The organism is Acinetobacter sp. ACZLY 512, assembly GCF_023614015.1.
Classification (GTDB): Bacteria; Pseudomonadota; Gammaproteobacteria; order Pseudomonadales; family Moraxellaceae; genus Acinetobacter; species Acinetobacter soli.
Window position 1 is genome coordinate 167,827 of the sequence record NZ_JAKIVI010000005.1, and the last position, 14,464, is coordinate 182,290.

At 41.1% G+C, this 14,464-nt stretch carries 15 protein-coding genes; 4 read left to right on the top strand and 11 right to left on the bottom strand.

All coding sequences use genetic code 11. The features are described from left to right. Positions 1 to 145: 145 nt before the first annotated feature. The 8 genes from L2096_RS07805 to L2096_RS07840 form a co-directional block, all read right to left on the bottom strand. Positions 146 to 3,136, bottom strand: coding sequence for a DEAD/DEAH box helicase (locus L2096_RS07805; RefSeq protein WP_250365187.1), 2,991 nt, complete (start codon positions 3,134 to 3,136; stop codon positions 146 to 148). A gap of 208 nt (positions 3,137 to 3,344) precedes the next feature. After that, the gene (locus tag L2096_RS07810) at positions 3,345 to 3,860 is read right to left on the bottom strand and encodes a hypothetical protein (protein ID WP_250365188.1); all 516 of its coding nucleotides are present in this window, start codon (positions 3,858 to 3,860) and stop codon (positions 3,345 to 3,347) included. Positions 3,861 to 3,978: 118 nt separating this feature from the next. Beyond that, entirely contained in the window at positions 3,979 to 4,314 is a 336-nt protein-coding gene (locus L2096_RS07815; RefSeq protein ID WP_250365189.1) for a YegP family protein, read from the bottom strand. A gap of 148 nt (positions 4,315 to 4,462) precedes the next feature. Beyond that, the gene (locus tag L2096_RS07820; RefSeq protein WP_004934999.1) at positions 4,463 to 4,867 is read right to left on the bottom strand and encodes an NUDIX hydrolase; all 405 of its coding nucleotides are present in this window, start codon (positions 4,865 to 4,867) and stop codon (positions 4,463 to 4,465) included. 45 nt (positions 4,868 to 4,912) lie between these two features. Next, positions 4,913 to 5,257 carry a zinc ribbon domain-containing protein YjdM gene (locus tag L2096_RS07825; RefSeq protein WP_055415800.1) on the bottom strand — a complete coding sequence of 115 codons (345 nt, stop codon included), beginning with the start codon at positions 5,255 to 5,257 and terminating at the stop codon, positions 4,913 to 4,915. A 62-nt stretch (positions 5,258 to 5,319) separates the two neighbouring features. After that, positions 5,320 to 5,889 carry a DUF2939 domain-containing protein gene (locus tag L2096_RS07830; RefSeq protein ID WP_119025400.1) on the bottom strand — a complete coding sequence of 190 codons (570 nt, stop codon included), beginning with the start codon at positions 5,887 to 5,889 and terminating at the stop codon, positions 5,320 to 5,322. 103 nt (positions 5,890 to 5,992) lie between these two features. Then, the gene (locus L2096_RS07835; protein WP_119025401.1) at positions 5,993 to 6,379 is read right to left on the bottom strand and encodes a ribonuclease E inhibitor RraB; all 387 of its coding nucleotides are present in this window, start codon (positions 6,377 to 6,379) and stop codon (positions 5,993 to 5,995) included. A gap of 126 nt (positions 6,380 to 6,505) precedes the next feature. After that, on the bottom strand, positions 6,506 to 7,165 hold the full coding sequence (locus tag L2096_RS07840) for a pseudouridine synthase (protein WP_004945544.1): 660 nt from the start codon (positions 7,163 to 7,165) through the stop codon (positions 6,506 to 6,508). 190 nt (positions 7,166 to 7,355) lie between these two features. On the opposite strand from L2096_RS07840, the gene ygfZ reads away from it, so the two are divergent. Continuing rightward, the gene (ygfZ, locus tag L2096_RS07845; protein WP_076032982.1) at positions 7,356 to 8,081 is read left to right on the top strand and encodes a CAF17-like 4Fe-4S cluster assembly/insertion protein YgfZ; all 726 of its coding nucleotides are present in this window, start codon (positions 7,356 to 7,358) and stop codon (positions 8,079 to 8,081) included. A gap of 144 nt (positions 8,082 to 8,225) precedes the next feature. Further along, positions 8,226 to 8,933 carry a DsbC family protein gene (locus L2096_RS07850; RefSeq protein WP_250365190.1) on the top strand — a complete coding sequence of 236 codons (708 nt, stop codon included), beginning with the start codon at positions 8,226 to 8,228 and terminating at the stop codon, positions 8,931 to 8,933. 21 nt (positions 8,934 to 8,954) lie between these two features. Here the strand turns inward: L2096_RS07850 and L2096_RS07855 are convergent, their stop codons facing one another. Then, a complete protein-coding gene (locus tag L2096_RS07855; RefSeq protein WP_081407809.1) occupies positions 8,955 to 9,677 on the bottom strand; it encodes an aspartate/glutamate racemase family protein in 723 nt (240 codons plus the stop codon). Positions 9,678 to 9,850: 173 nt separating this feature from the next. On the opposite strand from L2096_RS07855, the gene L2096_RS07860 reads away from it, so the two are divergent. Together L2096_RS07860 and L2096_RS07865 are read left to right on the top strand one after the other, a co-directional pair. Further along, the gene (locus L2096_RS07860) at positions 9,851 to 11,287 is read left to right on the top strand and encodes an NCS1 family nucleobase:cation symporter-1 (RefSeq protein ID WP_004934974.1); all 1,437 of its coding nucleotides are present in this window, start codon (positions 9,851 to 9,853) and stop codon (positions 11,285 to 11,287) included. A gap of 205 nt (positions 11,288 to 11,492) precedes the next feature. Then, positions 11,493 to 12,314 carry a tetratricopeptide repeat protein gene (locus tag L2096_RS07865; RefSeq protein WP_250365191.1) on the top strand — a complete coding sequence of 274 codons (822 nt, stop codon included), beginning with the start codon at positions 11,493 to 11,495 and terminating at the stop codon, positions 12,312 to 12,314. Positions 12,315 to 12,357: 43 nt separating this feature from the next. Here the strand turns inward: L2096_RS07865 and L2096_RS07870 are convergent, their stop codons facing one another. Next, on the bottom strand, positions 12,358 to 13,281 hold the full coding sequence (locus L2096_RS07870; protein WP_076032985.1) for an AEC family transporter: 924 nt from the start codon (positions 13,279 to 13,281) through the stop codon (positions 12,358 to 12,360). Positions 13,282 to 13,343: 62 nt separating this feature from the next. Then, positions 13,344 to 14,456, bottom strand: a complete 1,113-nt coding sequence (locus L2096_RS07875) for an NADH:flavin oxidoreductase/NADH oxidase (protein WP_250365192.1) — start codon at positions 14,454 to 14,456, stop codon at positions 13,344 to 13,346. Positions 14,457 to 14,464: the final 8 nt, after the last annotated feature.

Genomic DNA, 14,464 nt, shown 5'->3' on the forward strand with positions numbered 1-14,464 from the left:
TTATTTAATTTATAATAACTTACATAGATTTTAAATCAATTATTGAATAGCCACTAATTTTATAGATACCTTTGAGTTAGATTGGTGACAATTTTTTTGGTCACCAATCAATCCGTTAATAATAAAATAATTGAGCTAAAAAATATTATTGGTTAATTATTACTCGTAACTTTACACCACTAATTTCATCTATATATGCAGCCGTAGCACCAATCACAGTCAATTGATCATCAGAAATCTTCTTTTTGGAAATTGCAGGTTGAACAATAGCAATACCTAGCTGAAAGTCAGCATACCTTGCAATTTTTGCTAAGTTGATTAAGTCCTCGAACTTTCCTTTATCGATTCTAGAAGCTTTACCTTGGCTCAAACGATCTCGTTCTCTTTCCATTAAACGCAAAATTAATCTTTCTTTATCTGCAAACCACTTAACACTTTTTTCTGCTTGCCCTACAACTTGGTATACATCATCAATTCTCGCACCTGGTTTAGCTACTCCATCTTTTTTAGAACAATATTTACAATGGAATAAGTCTATGATTAGTTTATTATCATCAATGTTCTTTATTGCGACGATATCAGCAATTTCACCTGCTCCATCATCATCAAAAACAAAATCATAGTCATTCATAACTTTGTTAATCGTAGAATATTGAATTGAATGCTTTAGCTTACTTTCTGTTTGTGATTCGACGGATATATCAACACCCTGCCAGCACCAGTCTTCTGTATTATTAATGTCATATTTGTAAGCATAATTATCATTAGAGTAATATCTAAAACCACCATCGATTATTGAAGTATCTCTCAAAAAGAGTGTCGGAGGATTTTCCTCAAAGAACTCAGCAATTGAATATAATTGTTCGCCTATTTTAATCTCCAGACTATCTTCTGAATGGAAGACTACTTCTCCACGGCTTTTAACCCTCATGGAGATTTTACTAAGCCCATATTGTGTGCTTAAACAGAACTGAAGCTCTTTCATATCTACATTCTGCTCATCACTAAAAATTAGCTCACAATTTATTAATGACTCTTCCCATTTAGTTGTTTTAACAATTATTTTCGATTCATTTTTTCGAAGAATCTCTATTGGCCATTCAACAGCAAGCACCTGAATATTTGGGAATTCCTCCAACTCTTCAGTTTGCATGGCTGTTTTCATAACATCATTTGTATTAATAGTATCGTCTAGTATTTTAGTACCCACTCCTTTGCACCATGCTACCCATTGGTCTAAAGAATCACTATCCATTGCCCAAATTTTACCTTTATATGAACAGCCAATACTTACAAGCTGACCATTTTCATACCCTTTACCAAAAATATTCGATTTAGTTGCTCTATTTGCCTCTATGTCAGGAATTTGATCATTAATTTCTGTTCCCGTATGCATGGAATAACGTAGCCCCTTCTTTTTTTTATTCAGACCAACGTTTTGGAGCTTTAATCTTTTTAAATGAGCTAACGCTCTAAATATATATTCACCTTTGACCTGTACAGCATCTTCCGCGATTATTTGCATTAATCTCTTAACCAATCCATCTTTCGAAGAGGAATGGATAAAAAGTAAATCTGTATCCTTATCATAGAAAGCAATATATAAATCCCATGATTCATCAAAAAGCTCCTTAGAACTTGTCCAGCCTACAGGTAGATAAGACTTAACAGAAAAAATCAATGTATCTTGTTCGTCATTAATTACTGAATCTACGATCTGAAACTGTTTATTCCCAAACTCACTAAACCGCTCTGGCTTCCATTTAGCAAACTTCATTTTATAAATAGTCGTACTTATACTCGGAGTTAATCCCAAATCTAATAATTTACTAGGTTCAGAAAATTCCTCTCGAAATGCTTGATACTCTTTTTCATTTTTAATTTTTCTAGAGCTAATACTGCTAATTACTGTATTCCAGTCTGAATCTTCTTTATAAAGTTCTTCCAAACTTTCATTGACACTAGGATTGGCAATATTTGCAATAAACTTGGCATCACCAACATTCTTAGTCGTTCTTGTAAATCTACCCGTAAATTGAAGCATTACATTGATACTTTTATGGGGATCATGTATGGCTGAAATTTTCAACTGAGGAAGATCGAATCCCTCTCCAAGCATATTTACACATACGATGATCTTATGTTCTCTATTTCTAATTGCTTTAAGAACTTCTGCTTTCTTCTTAGTTTTACTATCTATTAATACAGGTTTAAGATCTGTTTCTTTCGAATATATACTGAAGATATCTTTAGCTCGCTTCATAGATGAAGCTCTAGCCATAACTATGTGATCTAACCCATTTTCTAAATCTTCTCTTAATAACAATATAGCTTGCTTAGCTATCGCCTCATCTGATTTTTCTTCAACAAATTCTCGTACAGGATGAAAAATGATAGGTTTGAAATATCCTTCCTCTTGTGCCCGTTTTAAAGGGTAATTGAATATTATTTTTCCTTCTACCCTTGAACCATCACTTCGGAATGGAGTGGCTGTAAATTGAAAGACTGATTTATCTCTAAATTGTGATTTAATCCTTGCCCAAGTTGAAGCCGTTACATGATGAGCCTCGTCAACTATTAAATGTGTACATTCACTAGTAAGCTTATCAAAAAATTCTTTTGAAAATTTTGATAATGAAGCCGCAGATGCTATTAAAACATTAGCATTTAATATTTTGGATAATTCTTCCGTGTTAGTAATCCCATGTTTGATAGTTGAGACTACTGGATTAAGAATATCATTCGTAACTAGACCTAACTCTCTTAATAAACCAAGTTCAACAAACTTAGTTTTGGTCTGCTCTCGTAATGCATCAGATGGAACAATAACAAGAGTTTTTTTAAACTTTCCTGCTACAACAATCGATAGAATTGTTTCAGTTTTTCCTGTACCTGTTGGCATAACGATTGTTGCTGCATTTCTTTCATCAGATCTTTCATAGCCAAGTGCAGCAAAAATTCCACCTAATTGTGGTGGTCTAAGTCCTTTAATTCTGACTGTTTGATTTTCTTCAATAAAAAGAAAATTAGAGTTCAACCATGATTTAAAAACTGAATCGGGTGAGTGTTCATGATCATTGAATGACAGCTTAGTTACCGTACTTTTTCTTACTTTACACTCTTTCAACTGTCCCATATAAACTCACCTTATATAAAATTATATTTCGTATTTCTTTTACACGCCTTTCTAAAATTTCAACTTTAGATAGATAAGATTGAGGTTTCTTTAAACAACGCGCAAGCTCAACCTGAGTCACATTTTTAGACTCAAGAAGTTCTATAAGTTTCTAAACCAAGTTACGCTAGTTAAAACATCGTATTTAAATATTTTTATCTAAATAACTTTAGTTATTTGAAACAGACCTCTTCCTCTTACAAAATTCAAGAAAGAATAAAATGGCTCCCCAAATAGTTGCAAGATAACTCCATATTTTCGCTTCCTTCGAAGCATAAACTTGCGACTGATACAGTTGTTTTTTTAGAATTTCAGTAGAGGCACTATCGTATTCTTGATTCCATTGATTGGCTACTCTCACAGGATAGAACTTGTTATCTAATCTCTTACCCGACAATATGATTTTCTCATTATGCAATTTTGCTGCTAACGTTTTAAATTGTTGCGAAGAAATTATTTTTAGTTTTACATCAGAACCATAGTCTTCATATGAAGTAATCTGACCATTTATAAATAAACCAGCTCCATATCTAGAATGATTTTGTTCGAATGTTCCTGTAATTTCCATCCAATTTTCTTTAGGAAATCGAGTGTTTAAATCATCTGCTAGATTGATCCGAAAAAAAGTAATCAGAAGTACAGCTAGAAAACCAAATCGGACAATAGCAAGTAACAAACTCTTCAAATCAATTCCAAAAAATTATACTTATTAGGTAATTATAGCCTACCAATTAAGTAAAGAAGTATTGAAACGCATCAATCAAACATCATGCACAATACTTCTTATATTCATTCACATCCCTTCACAGCGTCAAATCTTTCACTGTTATACTGGTGCCATTATTTTTAACCGATTCAATGCCTTTATCACGTGAAGCTTCAGAAGCATAAAACTGGCTGCTGCCTATAATTTGATGATTGGCTGCTTTTAAATTGAAATAAGGTTTACCATTTTTTGCTGTTAAGCGATCATAGCGTGCATCATCTGGGCTATTTTTTTGTACCGATGCAATACCATTTTCTGCCGATGCCTTAGCCTTATAAAGCTCGCTAGTCAAAATAATTTCACCATTGCCTGCTTTAAGCACAAAACGATATTGACCATCATTTGCCTGACTCAGTTCATACCAACCCGCCATATCTCCTTGCCTCGTATTTGTAATTTTGCTTGTTGATTTATTGTTCAATCAATATAAGACACTTCAAGCAACTTGGGTAGATTGTTTTTTATACATTTTATTACGAAGATTTGTCGGTTTTATTAAGAGCAGACATCAAACATTATGATTAAAATTTACGAAAAATCACCTCTCCACTAAAGTAAATACAGTCTTCTACGCGCTGGCGCTGAACAGCACTCAATTGCTCAAGATCATGGTAAGCAAAATCGGAATGCTCATGACTCAAGATAATGTCGGCCGCGGCATCTATATGACAACGAAAAATACTTACATGCGCGTTAATTTCAGCATGCAAATAAACACCCGTGAGTGCTTCAACCTCAATCTCGACACCAAGTTCTTCACGGCATTCGCGCTTTAAACCTTCTAAAATGGTTTCATCAGGGTCGATCCCACCACCCGGTAAGCCCCATGCAAAATCGCCATAAGTGGCTTTGAGCAATAACACTTGACCTGTGCGATTGGTAATCACCGCATGTGCCCCCACGCGGTAAACATCTGAAAATGCCATAGATCCTCACTAAAAAAGGGAGTAAAAAATACTCCCTTTTTAATATTATGCTTTTTTTACAAACTCGGATTTGAGCTTGATTTGTCCAATACCTTCAATTTTACAATCGATATTATGGCCATCGGACGAGCCTGCAACCAAACGAATATTTTTGACTTTGGTCCCCACTTTGACCACAGATGATGACCCTTTAATTTTTAGATCTTTCATTACTGTGACGAGATCGCCATCTGCCAGAATATTTCCATGCGCATCTTTAATGGTTTCATTTTCATCGGATGGTGCACTTTCCCCTTCTTTCCACTCATAGGCACATTCTGGGCAAATCAATAAGTCATTCTCTTGATAGGTATATTCTGACTGACACTTGGGACAATGCGGTAAAGACATAAAAAACTCGAAAAGCTGTATTATGCCGTGAATGCGCTGTTTTTAAAAATCTGGATGCCTTGTTAAAACGGAATTTTGATATCGACCAGTTTCCAAGACCATCCCGAGCGGTGCAATATAAACTGGACTTCTTTATCTTGCTGGGTTTGTAGCGTGACTTCAAAAGCATTCCAAGCTTCGTAATGGCCCGAGTAGCGCATAGCAGGTTGTTCTTCAGCAGTGGTCGCTTTGGGGGCATCCGATTCGGGGTTAGAATGCATATCTTGATTCAAATTTTGCTCAAGGTACGAACGCTCAAAGCGTTCTTTCAGTGCTTTGCCTTGTAACAGCAACATCATACCCTCGGGAGTCAGCGCAACTTCGACCAATCGATCCATTAAGCTTGATGCCACCAAGGCACCTAAAGCATTTGCAGGGCCATTTTGTTGATCTTGCAAATCACCCAAACGAATGTGGATGCGTTCTTTTAAATGTGTCTGAACGCTCGGAAAATCGATATAGCGAGATAGCGTCTGTGCATCATTTTTTTGCACAGCATTCTGGATTTGATAAACCACCCAATACGGCGATGCAACCACATACCCCAGAATAACCAGCACCAGAAGTATAAGAAGATATTTAAGCGTTTTCATTGAGTGTGCCAATATCTCCTTTTACTACATGATACTGGTAAAGTCTTATGACTCAGCATAAAACAGAAGCATAGGTTTGAAATACGAATGAACATCCGACTGCTTAATTATGAAGCTGTTCGTCGTCTTCTTCGTATTCGTACAAGTAGCTCATGCAGCCCCAGCCGTCGTAATCGCCGTTAAATTCCTGCCCGATACGCGTAAACCACTGCTCTAGATCTTCAATATCTTCATATTCTGGAATCATGGTGACATGAATGTTGAGCACCCATAAATCTGAGCCTTCAATATGCTGATCTTCTTGAAAAAAAGACACTTTTTGTTCTTGGTGCAACAAATGTATTGCGCATTTTTCAAGATCGGCCTGCTCTTTAAATACAATCGAAAATTCAAACTCGTGTGGCTCTTTCAGGTCATTGCCATCTTCAACCATCTGCCAGAGCACATTGCCATTGTCGTCGTCTGGAAATAATTCGTAATTTCGGCTCATTCTTTTATCCTTGTTGTGATGGTGCAAAAGTCTGTTTTTAGCTTAGCTTACTTTTATGTCAATTTTAGCGTCGGATACGTTTTATTACTCAATTTTATGTCATGGTATCCAGAGCATATACCAGAATTAAAACGGCACAGTCGAACTCAATTCGAGCGCTAAACCTGTGATCGGATGAATCAAACTAAGACGTGTGGCGTGTAGTGCCATACGACCAAGTGCAAAATTCTGCGGTTGCGGATGGTACAGTTTGTCGCCCAGAATCGGATGACCAATATGCATGAGATGCACACGGAGCTGATGCGAACGCCCAGTGACGGGTTCAAGCCGCATACGGCTTTGCTGAGTAGCAGCACAATATTCCAGACGCGCATATAGGGTTTTGGCAGATTTACCCGTTTCAAAATCAATTTTCTGCTTGGGGCGGTTTGGCCAATCGGTGATGAGTGGTGCTTCGATACAGCCTTGGGCGTCGGGGCATCCTTGTACCAACGCAGTGTATTCTTTTTTGATTCGGCGCAATTGAAAGAGTTTGCTCATAGCCACTTCTGCATCACGATGCTTGGCAAACATGAGTAAGCCCGAGGTGGCCATATCCAGTCGATGTGTCACTCTCGCCTCTGGATACATCGTCAGCACACGTAAATACGCACTGTCTTGATGCTCAGGCAGACGGCCCATCACCGACAATAATCCCGCAGGTTTATCCACCACAATCAGGTCATGATCTTCAAAGATAATATCGAGTGGATGTTGGGGCGGATTATAAATAAAGCCTGAGCGCATAAAGCTGGTGTGTCTTTTACTGGAAACTGGCTGCGCACCATATCAAGCACATTTTTAACTGTCAATTGGGGTGTAAAACTGCTCTTATTTAGAAACAGATGAGACACAAACAATCTGTAAAAGCTGATTTTTTTGATGAAATAGCGCAGAATAGTTAGCATATTTTTATAGAACTCAGGTTAGAAGTTTTATGAGCGATGTCGCTTTTACTGCATTTTCATTGATTGGTGTCGATGCACAAAAATTTTTGCAAGGCCAAGTGTTATTGCATGTCGAACGCTTAGCCGAAAACACCACCCGCTATACCGGAATTTGCGATTTAAAAGGCCGTATTCATTTCGGTCTATGGATCACCAAGTTGAACCCTGAAGAGTTTATTTTGGTCACCACACACGATCAGGGTGAAGAATTTGCCAAGCACATCAAAAAGTACGGTGCATTTTCTAAAATGAAACTGGACACACTTGGCCCGGTTTTCCCTACCATTCAAGACACTACGACCGTATTTTCAAATGCCGAGACAGATGTTGCCGCTTGGCAGCTTGCGGCCATTGAGTCGGGTCAAGCATGGATTTCTCAGGCCACCGAGCATGTGTTTCAACCGCAAGAGTTACGCTTGCATCAGCGCCTTGGTGTGGACTACGACAAAGGCTGTTATTTAGGTCAGGAAGTGGTTGCCCGCCTCTGGTTTAAAGCCAAACCTAAGCGCTGGTTACACTTGGTGGCAGGTCAAGGTGATGTACCTGCCGCAGGTCAGCAACTGCATGCAGATGTTGAGGTGGTCAACAGTATCGGCACAGCCACAGGCTTTACCGCTCTGGTGGTGGCCAAGCCAACAGTATTAGAACAAGCAGCAGTTGAGCTACATGAATTACCTGCACATTTAAGTGGTGACGTTGCACGCCCACAAAGCTAAAGCAAAGCATAAAGGGCTCAAATACCGGCGTCGGTGTTTGAGTCTTTGTTTTTTATACCTTAGCGCTGCATTAATCACATTTTGTAACCAAAACTACGCCATTATTTCGGCATTATGCTTAAAGCATTTTTGTTTGGAATTTTTATGAAACTTTGGCTTCATACATTGGTTTTAAGTTTAGCGGGCATGGGTTTGGCACATGCCGATGTAAACACGGTACAACAAAATTTAAAAAAGAATTATCCAGATATTGCGGTCAGCTCGGTCACCCCGACGCCCGTCAAAGCTATTTACGAAGTATTGACGCAGGGTCAAATTGTTTATACCAGTGACGATGCCCAGTACTTTTTGGTCGGTAACTTGGTTGATCCGAAAAATCAGCGCAACCTCACCGCAGAGCGTATGCAGCAGGCCAATAAAATCAACGTGGCAGATTTGCCTTTAAATCAGGCCATCAAACATGTCAAAGGCAATGGCAAACGGGTGCTGTATGTTTTTAGCGATCCTGATTGTCCATACTGCAAACGCCTTGAAAAAGAGCTGAGTCAAATCGACAATGTGACCATTTATACCTTTCTCTATCCATTAAAAAGCTTGCATCCAAATGCCGAAAAGATTGCAGCTCAAATCTGGTGCTCAAAAAATCCGTATCAGGCATGGCAAGATTACCTAATCCGCGATCAAGCACCGACCGCCTCTGCACAGTGCGCAACGCCTATCCAGAAGAATCTGGCCTTGGGTGAAAAGCTGAATATTTCGGGCACACCGACAATGTTTTTGAAAAACGGCGAACGTCTTGCCGGTGCGATGGATGCCGCAAGTTTGAATACCGTGCTAGATCAGGCCAAATAAGCAGGTTGCTCAGTTTTGGGGTTATTTCGATAATGGATAATCGTAATCACCCCATTTGCTGGTCTGAATTCCCATACCATGTAAACCTTCAATTAGTTTCACCGCAGAACGCACACCATCGATAATCGGAATGCCAATTTCTTGACTCACACGATCGGCCATTTCGGCCATACCACCACAGCCCAGCACAATGGCGCCAATTCCGTCTTGCATTTTGGCCTGCTGACAGCTTTCGAGCAGTTTGATATAGGCATATTCCTTGTCATTTTCTAGGGCGAGAACTGGCAAATCGATACAGCGAATTTTGGCACAGTGCCCTTCAAAGCCATATTGTTGCAATAAATGCTCGGCAATAATTCGGGTACGTGACAAGGTGGTGACAATCGAAAATTTCGTCGAAACCAAAGTCGCCATATGAAACGCCGCTTCGGCAATACCAATTACAGGAGCTTTTGCCAGCTCACGTGCAGCATGTAATGCAGGATCACCGAAACAGGCAATAATGTGCCCATGCACCCCCTGCTCGCGCCCTTCTCGAATTAAATCGAGTACGCCAATGGCCGAAATCGCCTCATCGTAGTGCCCCTCAATGGACGGCACGCCTGTTTTTGGATTTTGCGCAATAATCTGGGTAGAAGCTGCGGCCACTTGCTCAGCGGCGAGACCTATAGAGTGCGTCATTTCTTCACATGTATTCGGATTAATCACTTGAATGCGTGTATTTATTGCTTCATTTTTGCGCACGATGCTCTTCCATTTTGCTCGAGATATTGCCCGATTCTCGCATGTAAATTTTAAAAGACACAAGACATCCTCAATAAAATCATCACTTCCATTATTTTTTGATGATGACATGATGTAATTGGCGTGAATCCTGCATGACTGGTCTGAACAGTTCATCCGCATGATGTAGCACTATGACAGACAATTCAAATTACAGTCCAAAATTGACCAATGAAGATTTGGCACCCGCTAAACAAAACTGGTCGTGGTATAACATTTTTTCATTCTGGATGGCCGACGTACACAGTATGGGTGGCTATATTGTTGCAGCCAGTCTGTTTGCACTCGGACTGGCAAGCTGGCAGGTTTTTCTGGCATTAATTGTGGGTATTGTGATCGTTCAGATCTGCGCCAATTTGGTTGCTAAGCCAAGCCAAGTGTCAGGCGTACCGTATGCCGTCATTTCCCGACAAGCCTTTGGGGTCTATGGTGCCAATATCCCGGCATTGATTCGAGGGTTAATTGCCATTTCTTGGTACGGTATTCAAACTTGGTTGGCATCGAATGCGCTCATGCTCATTTTGCTCAAATTTTTTCCAAGTCTGCAACCCCTCACACTGAATAGCTTTGCTGGCTTAAGTAGCATTGGCTGGATCTGTTTTGGCTTTATGTGGGTATTACAGGCTTTAGTATTTTGGAAAGGCATGAATGCCATTCGGGTATTTATCGACTGGGCAGGCCCGCTGGTATACGTGGTAATGTTTATTTTGGCAGCGTATCTGGTCTATAAAGCAGGCTGGAGCAATATCTCATTTAGTTTAAGCGAAAAAAATCTCACGACTGGTCAGCAAATTACCCAAACATTTGTAGCCATTGCATTGGTGGTTTCTTATTTTTCTGGGCCACTTCTTAATTTTGGGGATTTCGCCCGTTATGGCCAAAACATGCAACAAGTGAAAAAAGGCAATTTCTGGGGTTTGCCATTTAACTTCATTTTCTTCTCTCTGATCACCGTGGTTACTGTCTCGGCGACCTACAGCGTATTTGGCAAAATGGTGACCGATCCGCTGGAAACCGTTGCCATGATTGACAGCACGGTGGCCGTGGTATTGGGCCTGATTACAGTACTTACAGCCACTATTGGCATTAATATTGTGGCGAACTTTGTGTCTGCCGGATTCGATTTTTCTAATATTTTCCCACAAAAACTGAGCTTTCGTGGTGCAGGGATGATTGCCGCCTTAGGCTCGGTACTCATTACTCCATGGAATTTGTTTAACTCACCCGAGCTGATTCATTACACCTTAGATGTGCTGGCCGCATTTATTGGCCCGCTCTTTGGTATCTTGATTGCAGATTTTTATTTTGTAAAAAAACAGCAGGTAATGGTCGATGAGTTATTCAATGACAAGAGCACGGGACAATACTGGTATAAAAAAGGTGTGAATCCAAAAGCAGTTTGTGCGCTGATTCCTGCTGTCGTGATTGGCTTAGTATTTACACTGGTGCCTGCGCTACAACATCTCGCGCCGTTTAACTGGTTTATTGGTGCATTTCTTGGCGCAAGCTTCTACCGTTACTTAAGCCGCGAAGAGGTGAAAGCCATTCAACGGGCTATGATCAAACCTTAATACACGCTGCTTTTCTTCATAAGCTCTCCATTTTTGGGGAGCTTTTTACATGGTCTCCCCAGAACGATACGCCTTGTAGCAAAATCCTGTAAATTGTCTCGATTGAACCATTTACATTCGGCATAAATTACTTAATATGAACTAGATCACAAAACACAAATACTCATCAACGGAATGATATGAGTAAGCATTAGGATTTTGGTACATGAAAAAACAGCTTCTTGCCCTTGTTGTGGCACTATCGACTACAGTGAGTTTTGCAGCAACCGCACCGCAAGCCCAAGGCAGTAATCCTGCACAAAACACCCCGTTTGAAAAAGCAGAACAGCTTTATAATCAAAAAAATTATCCAGCGGCTTATCAGGAAATTGACCGTCTGGCCAAAACTGGTAATGCGCAGGCCATTTATAATTTAGGCTTTATGACCGAACTGGGCCAAGGGACCAGCAAAGATCCGAAAAAAGCCTTACGCTATTATGAAGAAGCATCGAACAAGGGCTATTCAGTTGCCACTTATCGACTGGCCCAGATTTATTCGATTGGTGATTTGGGCGTAGCGAAGGACGCTCAGAAATCACGCCAGTATCTAGAAAAAGCATCGAATGCTGGCTTTGATGAAGCAACGGTGGAGCTGGCGGTATTACTCTTTGCAGAGAATAAACCGGCGTCAGATCAGCTTGCTTTGCAAAAACTCAATCCGCTGATCAAGCAAAATAATTACCGTGCCATGCACCTTAAAGCCATCTACGACATCAGTCAGGGCTTTAAAACCAAAAATGAAGCGACCGTTAAATCGGGCTTGAGTACCATCGAAACACTGGCCAAAAAAGGCTATGTTCCGGCCTTGATGGCGGTGGGCAATATGATGGCCAATGGCAACATTGTGCCGCAAAATCTAGATGAAGCCAAAAAAATCTTTACCGCGCTGGCGCAAGAAAATGTGCCTCAAGCTAAAGAATCTCTGGCAGCAGTAAATAAACTGATTGCCGAAAAAGCCAAAGCGCCAGCGGCAAAAAGTAAAAGCTAACAATGTGTGTCACTTTGCCCGATTGTATCGGGCAAATGTGATTCTACCACCACAAGATAATCAGCATGCTCACCCCTATAAAGCCAATAACTGTACTGAGCATAAGCGGCGTGAGCGCGCGTTCATTGAGTCCGTAGGCTTGCCCGAATATACCAAAGGCGATCGGCATGGGCAAAGCGGCCAAAATGGTTCCGGCATGCAGCATTTCTTCACTGACATTAGGCAAAATACTAAGCAAGCTAAAAATAAGCAGCGGCATGAGTAGCACTTTCATACCGACCAAAAGTGCACTTTGCAGGTTTAAGGCTTTAATTCCCATGCCGACCAAACTGCCACCAATTGCAAATAATGCCAGAGGCGACGCCGTTTTTCCAAGTAACTCCAATGATTGATTCAGAAGTGCCGGAAGTCTCAAATCGAGCAAAATACAGCTCATTCCCAAAATAATTGCAATAATGACTGGGTTTTTGAGTAGGCTTTTTGCCGTTTTGATCACCAATGGAAAAATTGCCTGTTTTTCTTGCATCCCCGCTTCGGCCAAGGCCAATACCAAAGCCAGAATCAACAGATTTTCTAAAATCAGGGTAAGCGAAATATAGATGGCAGCATGCGAACCAATCAGCATGGTCAAAACAGCGGTACCAATAAACCCGGTATTTGACATTGAAGCCCCCATGGCCATCACTGCTGTCGGGGTGAGCGAATAAGTAAAAAAGTAACGATAAAAACAAAAAGCCAAGGCAAAAATTACCAAGGAACCACCGCCATAGGCTAAAAAATAAGACGGATGCCAGATGTCGTTTAAGGTTTTGTTCGATAGCGCAAATAACAAAAATGCAGGTAGGGCGATTTTGATAATAAACGCACTGAGTGCCTTGATTTGCTCAGGCGTAATCAGGCGAATGGAGACGCTGATATAGCCTGCAAGTAATAGCAGAAAAATCGGAACAATGACCTGAACAACCACGACGGGATTCCTTGCGTTAAAAACTAAAAAAAGACGCAATTGAATTGCGTCTTTTCAAATGATTAATGTTGAAACGGTTTAAAAAGCTGCTTAAGACCATGCGGCTGACAACGCAGATACTGTGGTGAGATTTCAATCTCGGCACCTAAGGCTGCCGCTGCATGCCATGGCCAGCGTGGATCGTACTGAATGGCACGGGCAAGTGCTATGGCATCGGCTTCGGCATTTTGTAAAATGGCTTCGGCCTGATCTGGCTCGGTAATCAAGCCCACCGCAATCACTGGAATTGCAACTTTTTGCTTAATTTGCGCTGCAAAAGGAACCTGATAATTGGTGCCTACATTAATCTGTTGCATACGGTGTAAACCACCGCTCGAAACATGAATATATGCTGCGCCTAATTGCTCAAGCGCCTCTGACAAACCGACACTGGATTCGATATCCCAGCTCTCGGTAGACATCCAGTCGGTTGCGGAAATGCGCACACCCACCGGATATCCTTCAGGTACCACCGCCTTGACGGCCTGAAGCACCTCGAGTGTCAGACGGATACGGTTTTCAGATGAACCGCCGTATTCATCATCTCGTAAATTAGACAATGGCGACATAAACTGGTGCAACAGATACCCATGTGCTGCATGCAACTCAATCAAATCAAATCCCGCTTCCACCGCACGATGTGCAGCAGCCACAAAATCGTCTTTGATTTGCTGGATTTGCTCGAGTGAAAGAGCTTGAGGCGGCGCATCGTGCTCACCAAAACCAATACTGCTCGGTGCAACCGTTTGCCAGCCGTGCGGATCGTTTTCAGGGATTTGACCACGCCCTTGCCAAGGCTTGTCTGTCGAGGCTTTACGGCCAGCATGCGCCAACTGAATGGCAAACGGCATCGGCGAAAGTTGTTTGACTTTGCTCAGTAAAGTTTTGATCTGATCACGCTGCTCATCATTCCAAAGCCCCAGATCGGCATAACTGATTCGTCCTTCGGGCTGTACCGCCGTGGCTTCGATAATGCATAAACCGGCGCCCGATAGCGCATAGTTTGCCCATTGCTGCTCGTGCCAATAGGTCACTTCACCCTGATCGGTTGCAGAGTACTGACACATCGGTGCAATCACGATTTTGTTGCTCAGACTCAATCTTTCAAACTGAATTGCTTCAAATAACTTCGCCATTTTAGTGC

Excerpts from the sequence above, each read along its gene's own strand:
- L2096_RS07805 (WP_250365187.1), bottom strand. The coding sequence starts at position 3,136 with ATGGGACAGTTGAAAGAGTGTAAAGTAAGAAAAAGTACGGTAACTAAG.
- L2096_RS07815 (WP_250365189.1), bottom strand. The coding sequence starts at position 4,314 with ATGGCGGGTTGGTATGAACTGAGTCAGGCAAATGATGGTCAATATCGT.
- L2096_RS07820 (WP_004934999.1), bottom strand. The coding sequence starts at position 4,867 with ATGGCATTTTCAGATGTTTACCGCGTGGGGGCACATGCGGTGATTACC.
- L2096_RS07825 (WP_055415800.1), bottom strand. The coding sequence starts at position 5,257 with ATGTCTTTACCGCATTGTCCCAAGTGTCAGTCAGAATATACCTATCAA.
- L2096_RS07830 (WP_119025400.1), bottom strand. The coding sequence starts at position 5,889 with ATGAAAACGCTTAAATATCTTCTTATACTTCTGGTGCTGGTTATTCTG.
- L2096_RS07835 (WP_119025401.1), bottom strand. The coding sequence starts at position 6,379 with ATGAGCCGAAATTACGAATTATTTCCAGACGACGACAATGGCAATGTG.
- L2096_RS07840 (WP_004945544.1), bottom strand. The coding sequence starts at position 7,165 with ATGCGCTCAGGCTTTATTTATAATCCGCCCCAACATCCACTCGATATT.
- ygfZ (WP_076032982.1), top strand. The coding sequence starts at position 7,356 with ATGAGCGATGTCGCTTTTACTGCATTTTCATTGATTGGTGTCGATGCA.
- L2096_RS07850 (WP_250365190.1), top strand. The coding sequence starts at position 8,226 with ATGAAACTTTGGCTTCATACATTGGTTTTAAGTTTAGCGGGCATGGGT.
- L2096_RS07860 (WP_004934974.1), top strand. The coding sequence starts at position 9,851 with ATGACAGACAATTCAAATTACAGTCCAAAATTGACCAATGAAGATTTG.
- L2096_RS07865 (WP_250365191.1), top strand. The coding sequence starts at position 11,493 with ATGAAAAAACAGCTTCTTGCCCTTGTTGTGGCACTATCGACTACAGTG.
- L2096_RS07875 (WP_250365192.1), bottom strand. The coding sequence starts at position 14,456 with ATGGCGAAGTTATTTGAAGCAATTCAGTTTGAAAGATTGAGTCTGAGC.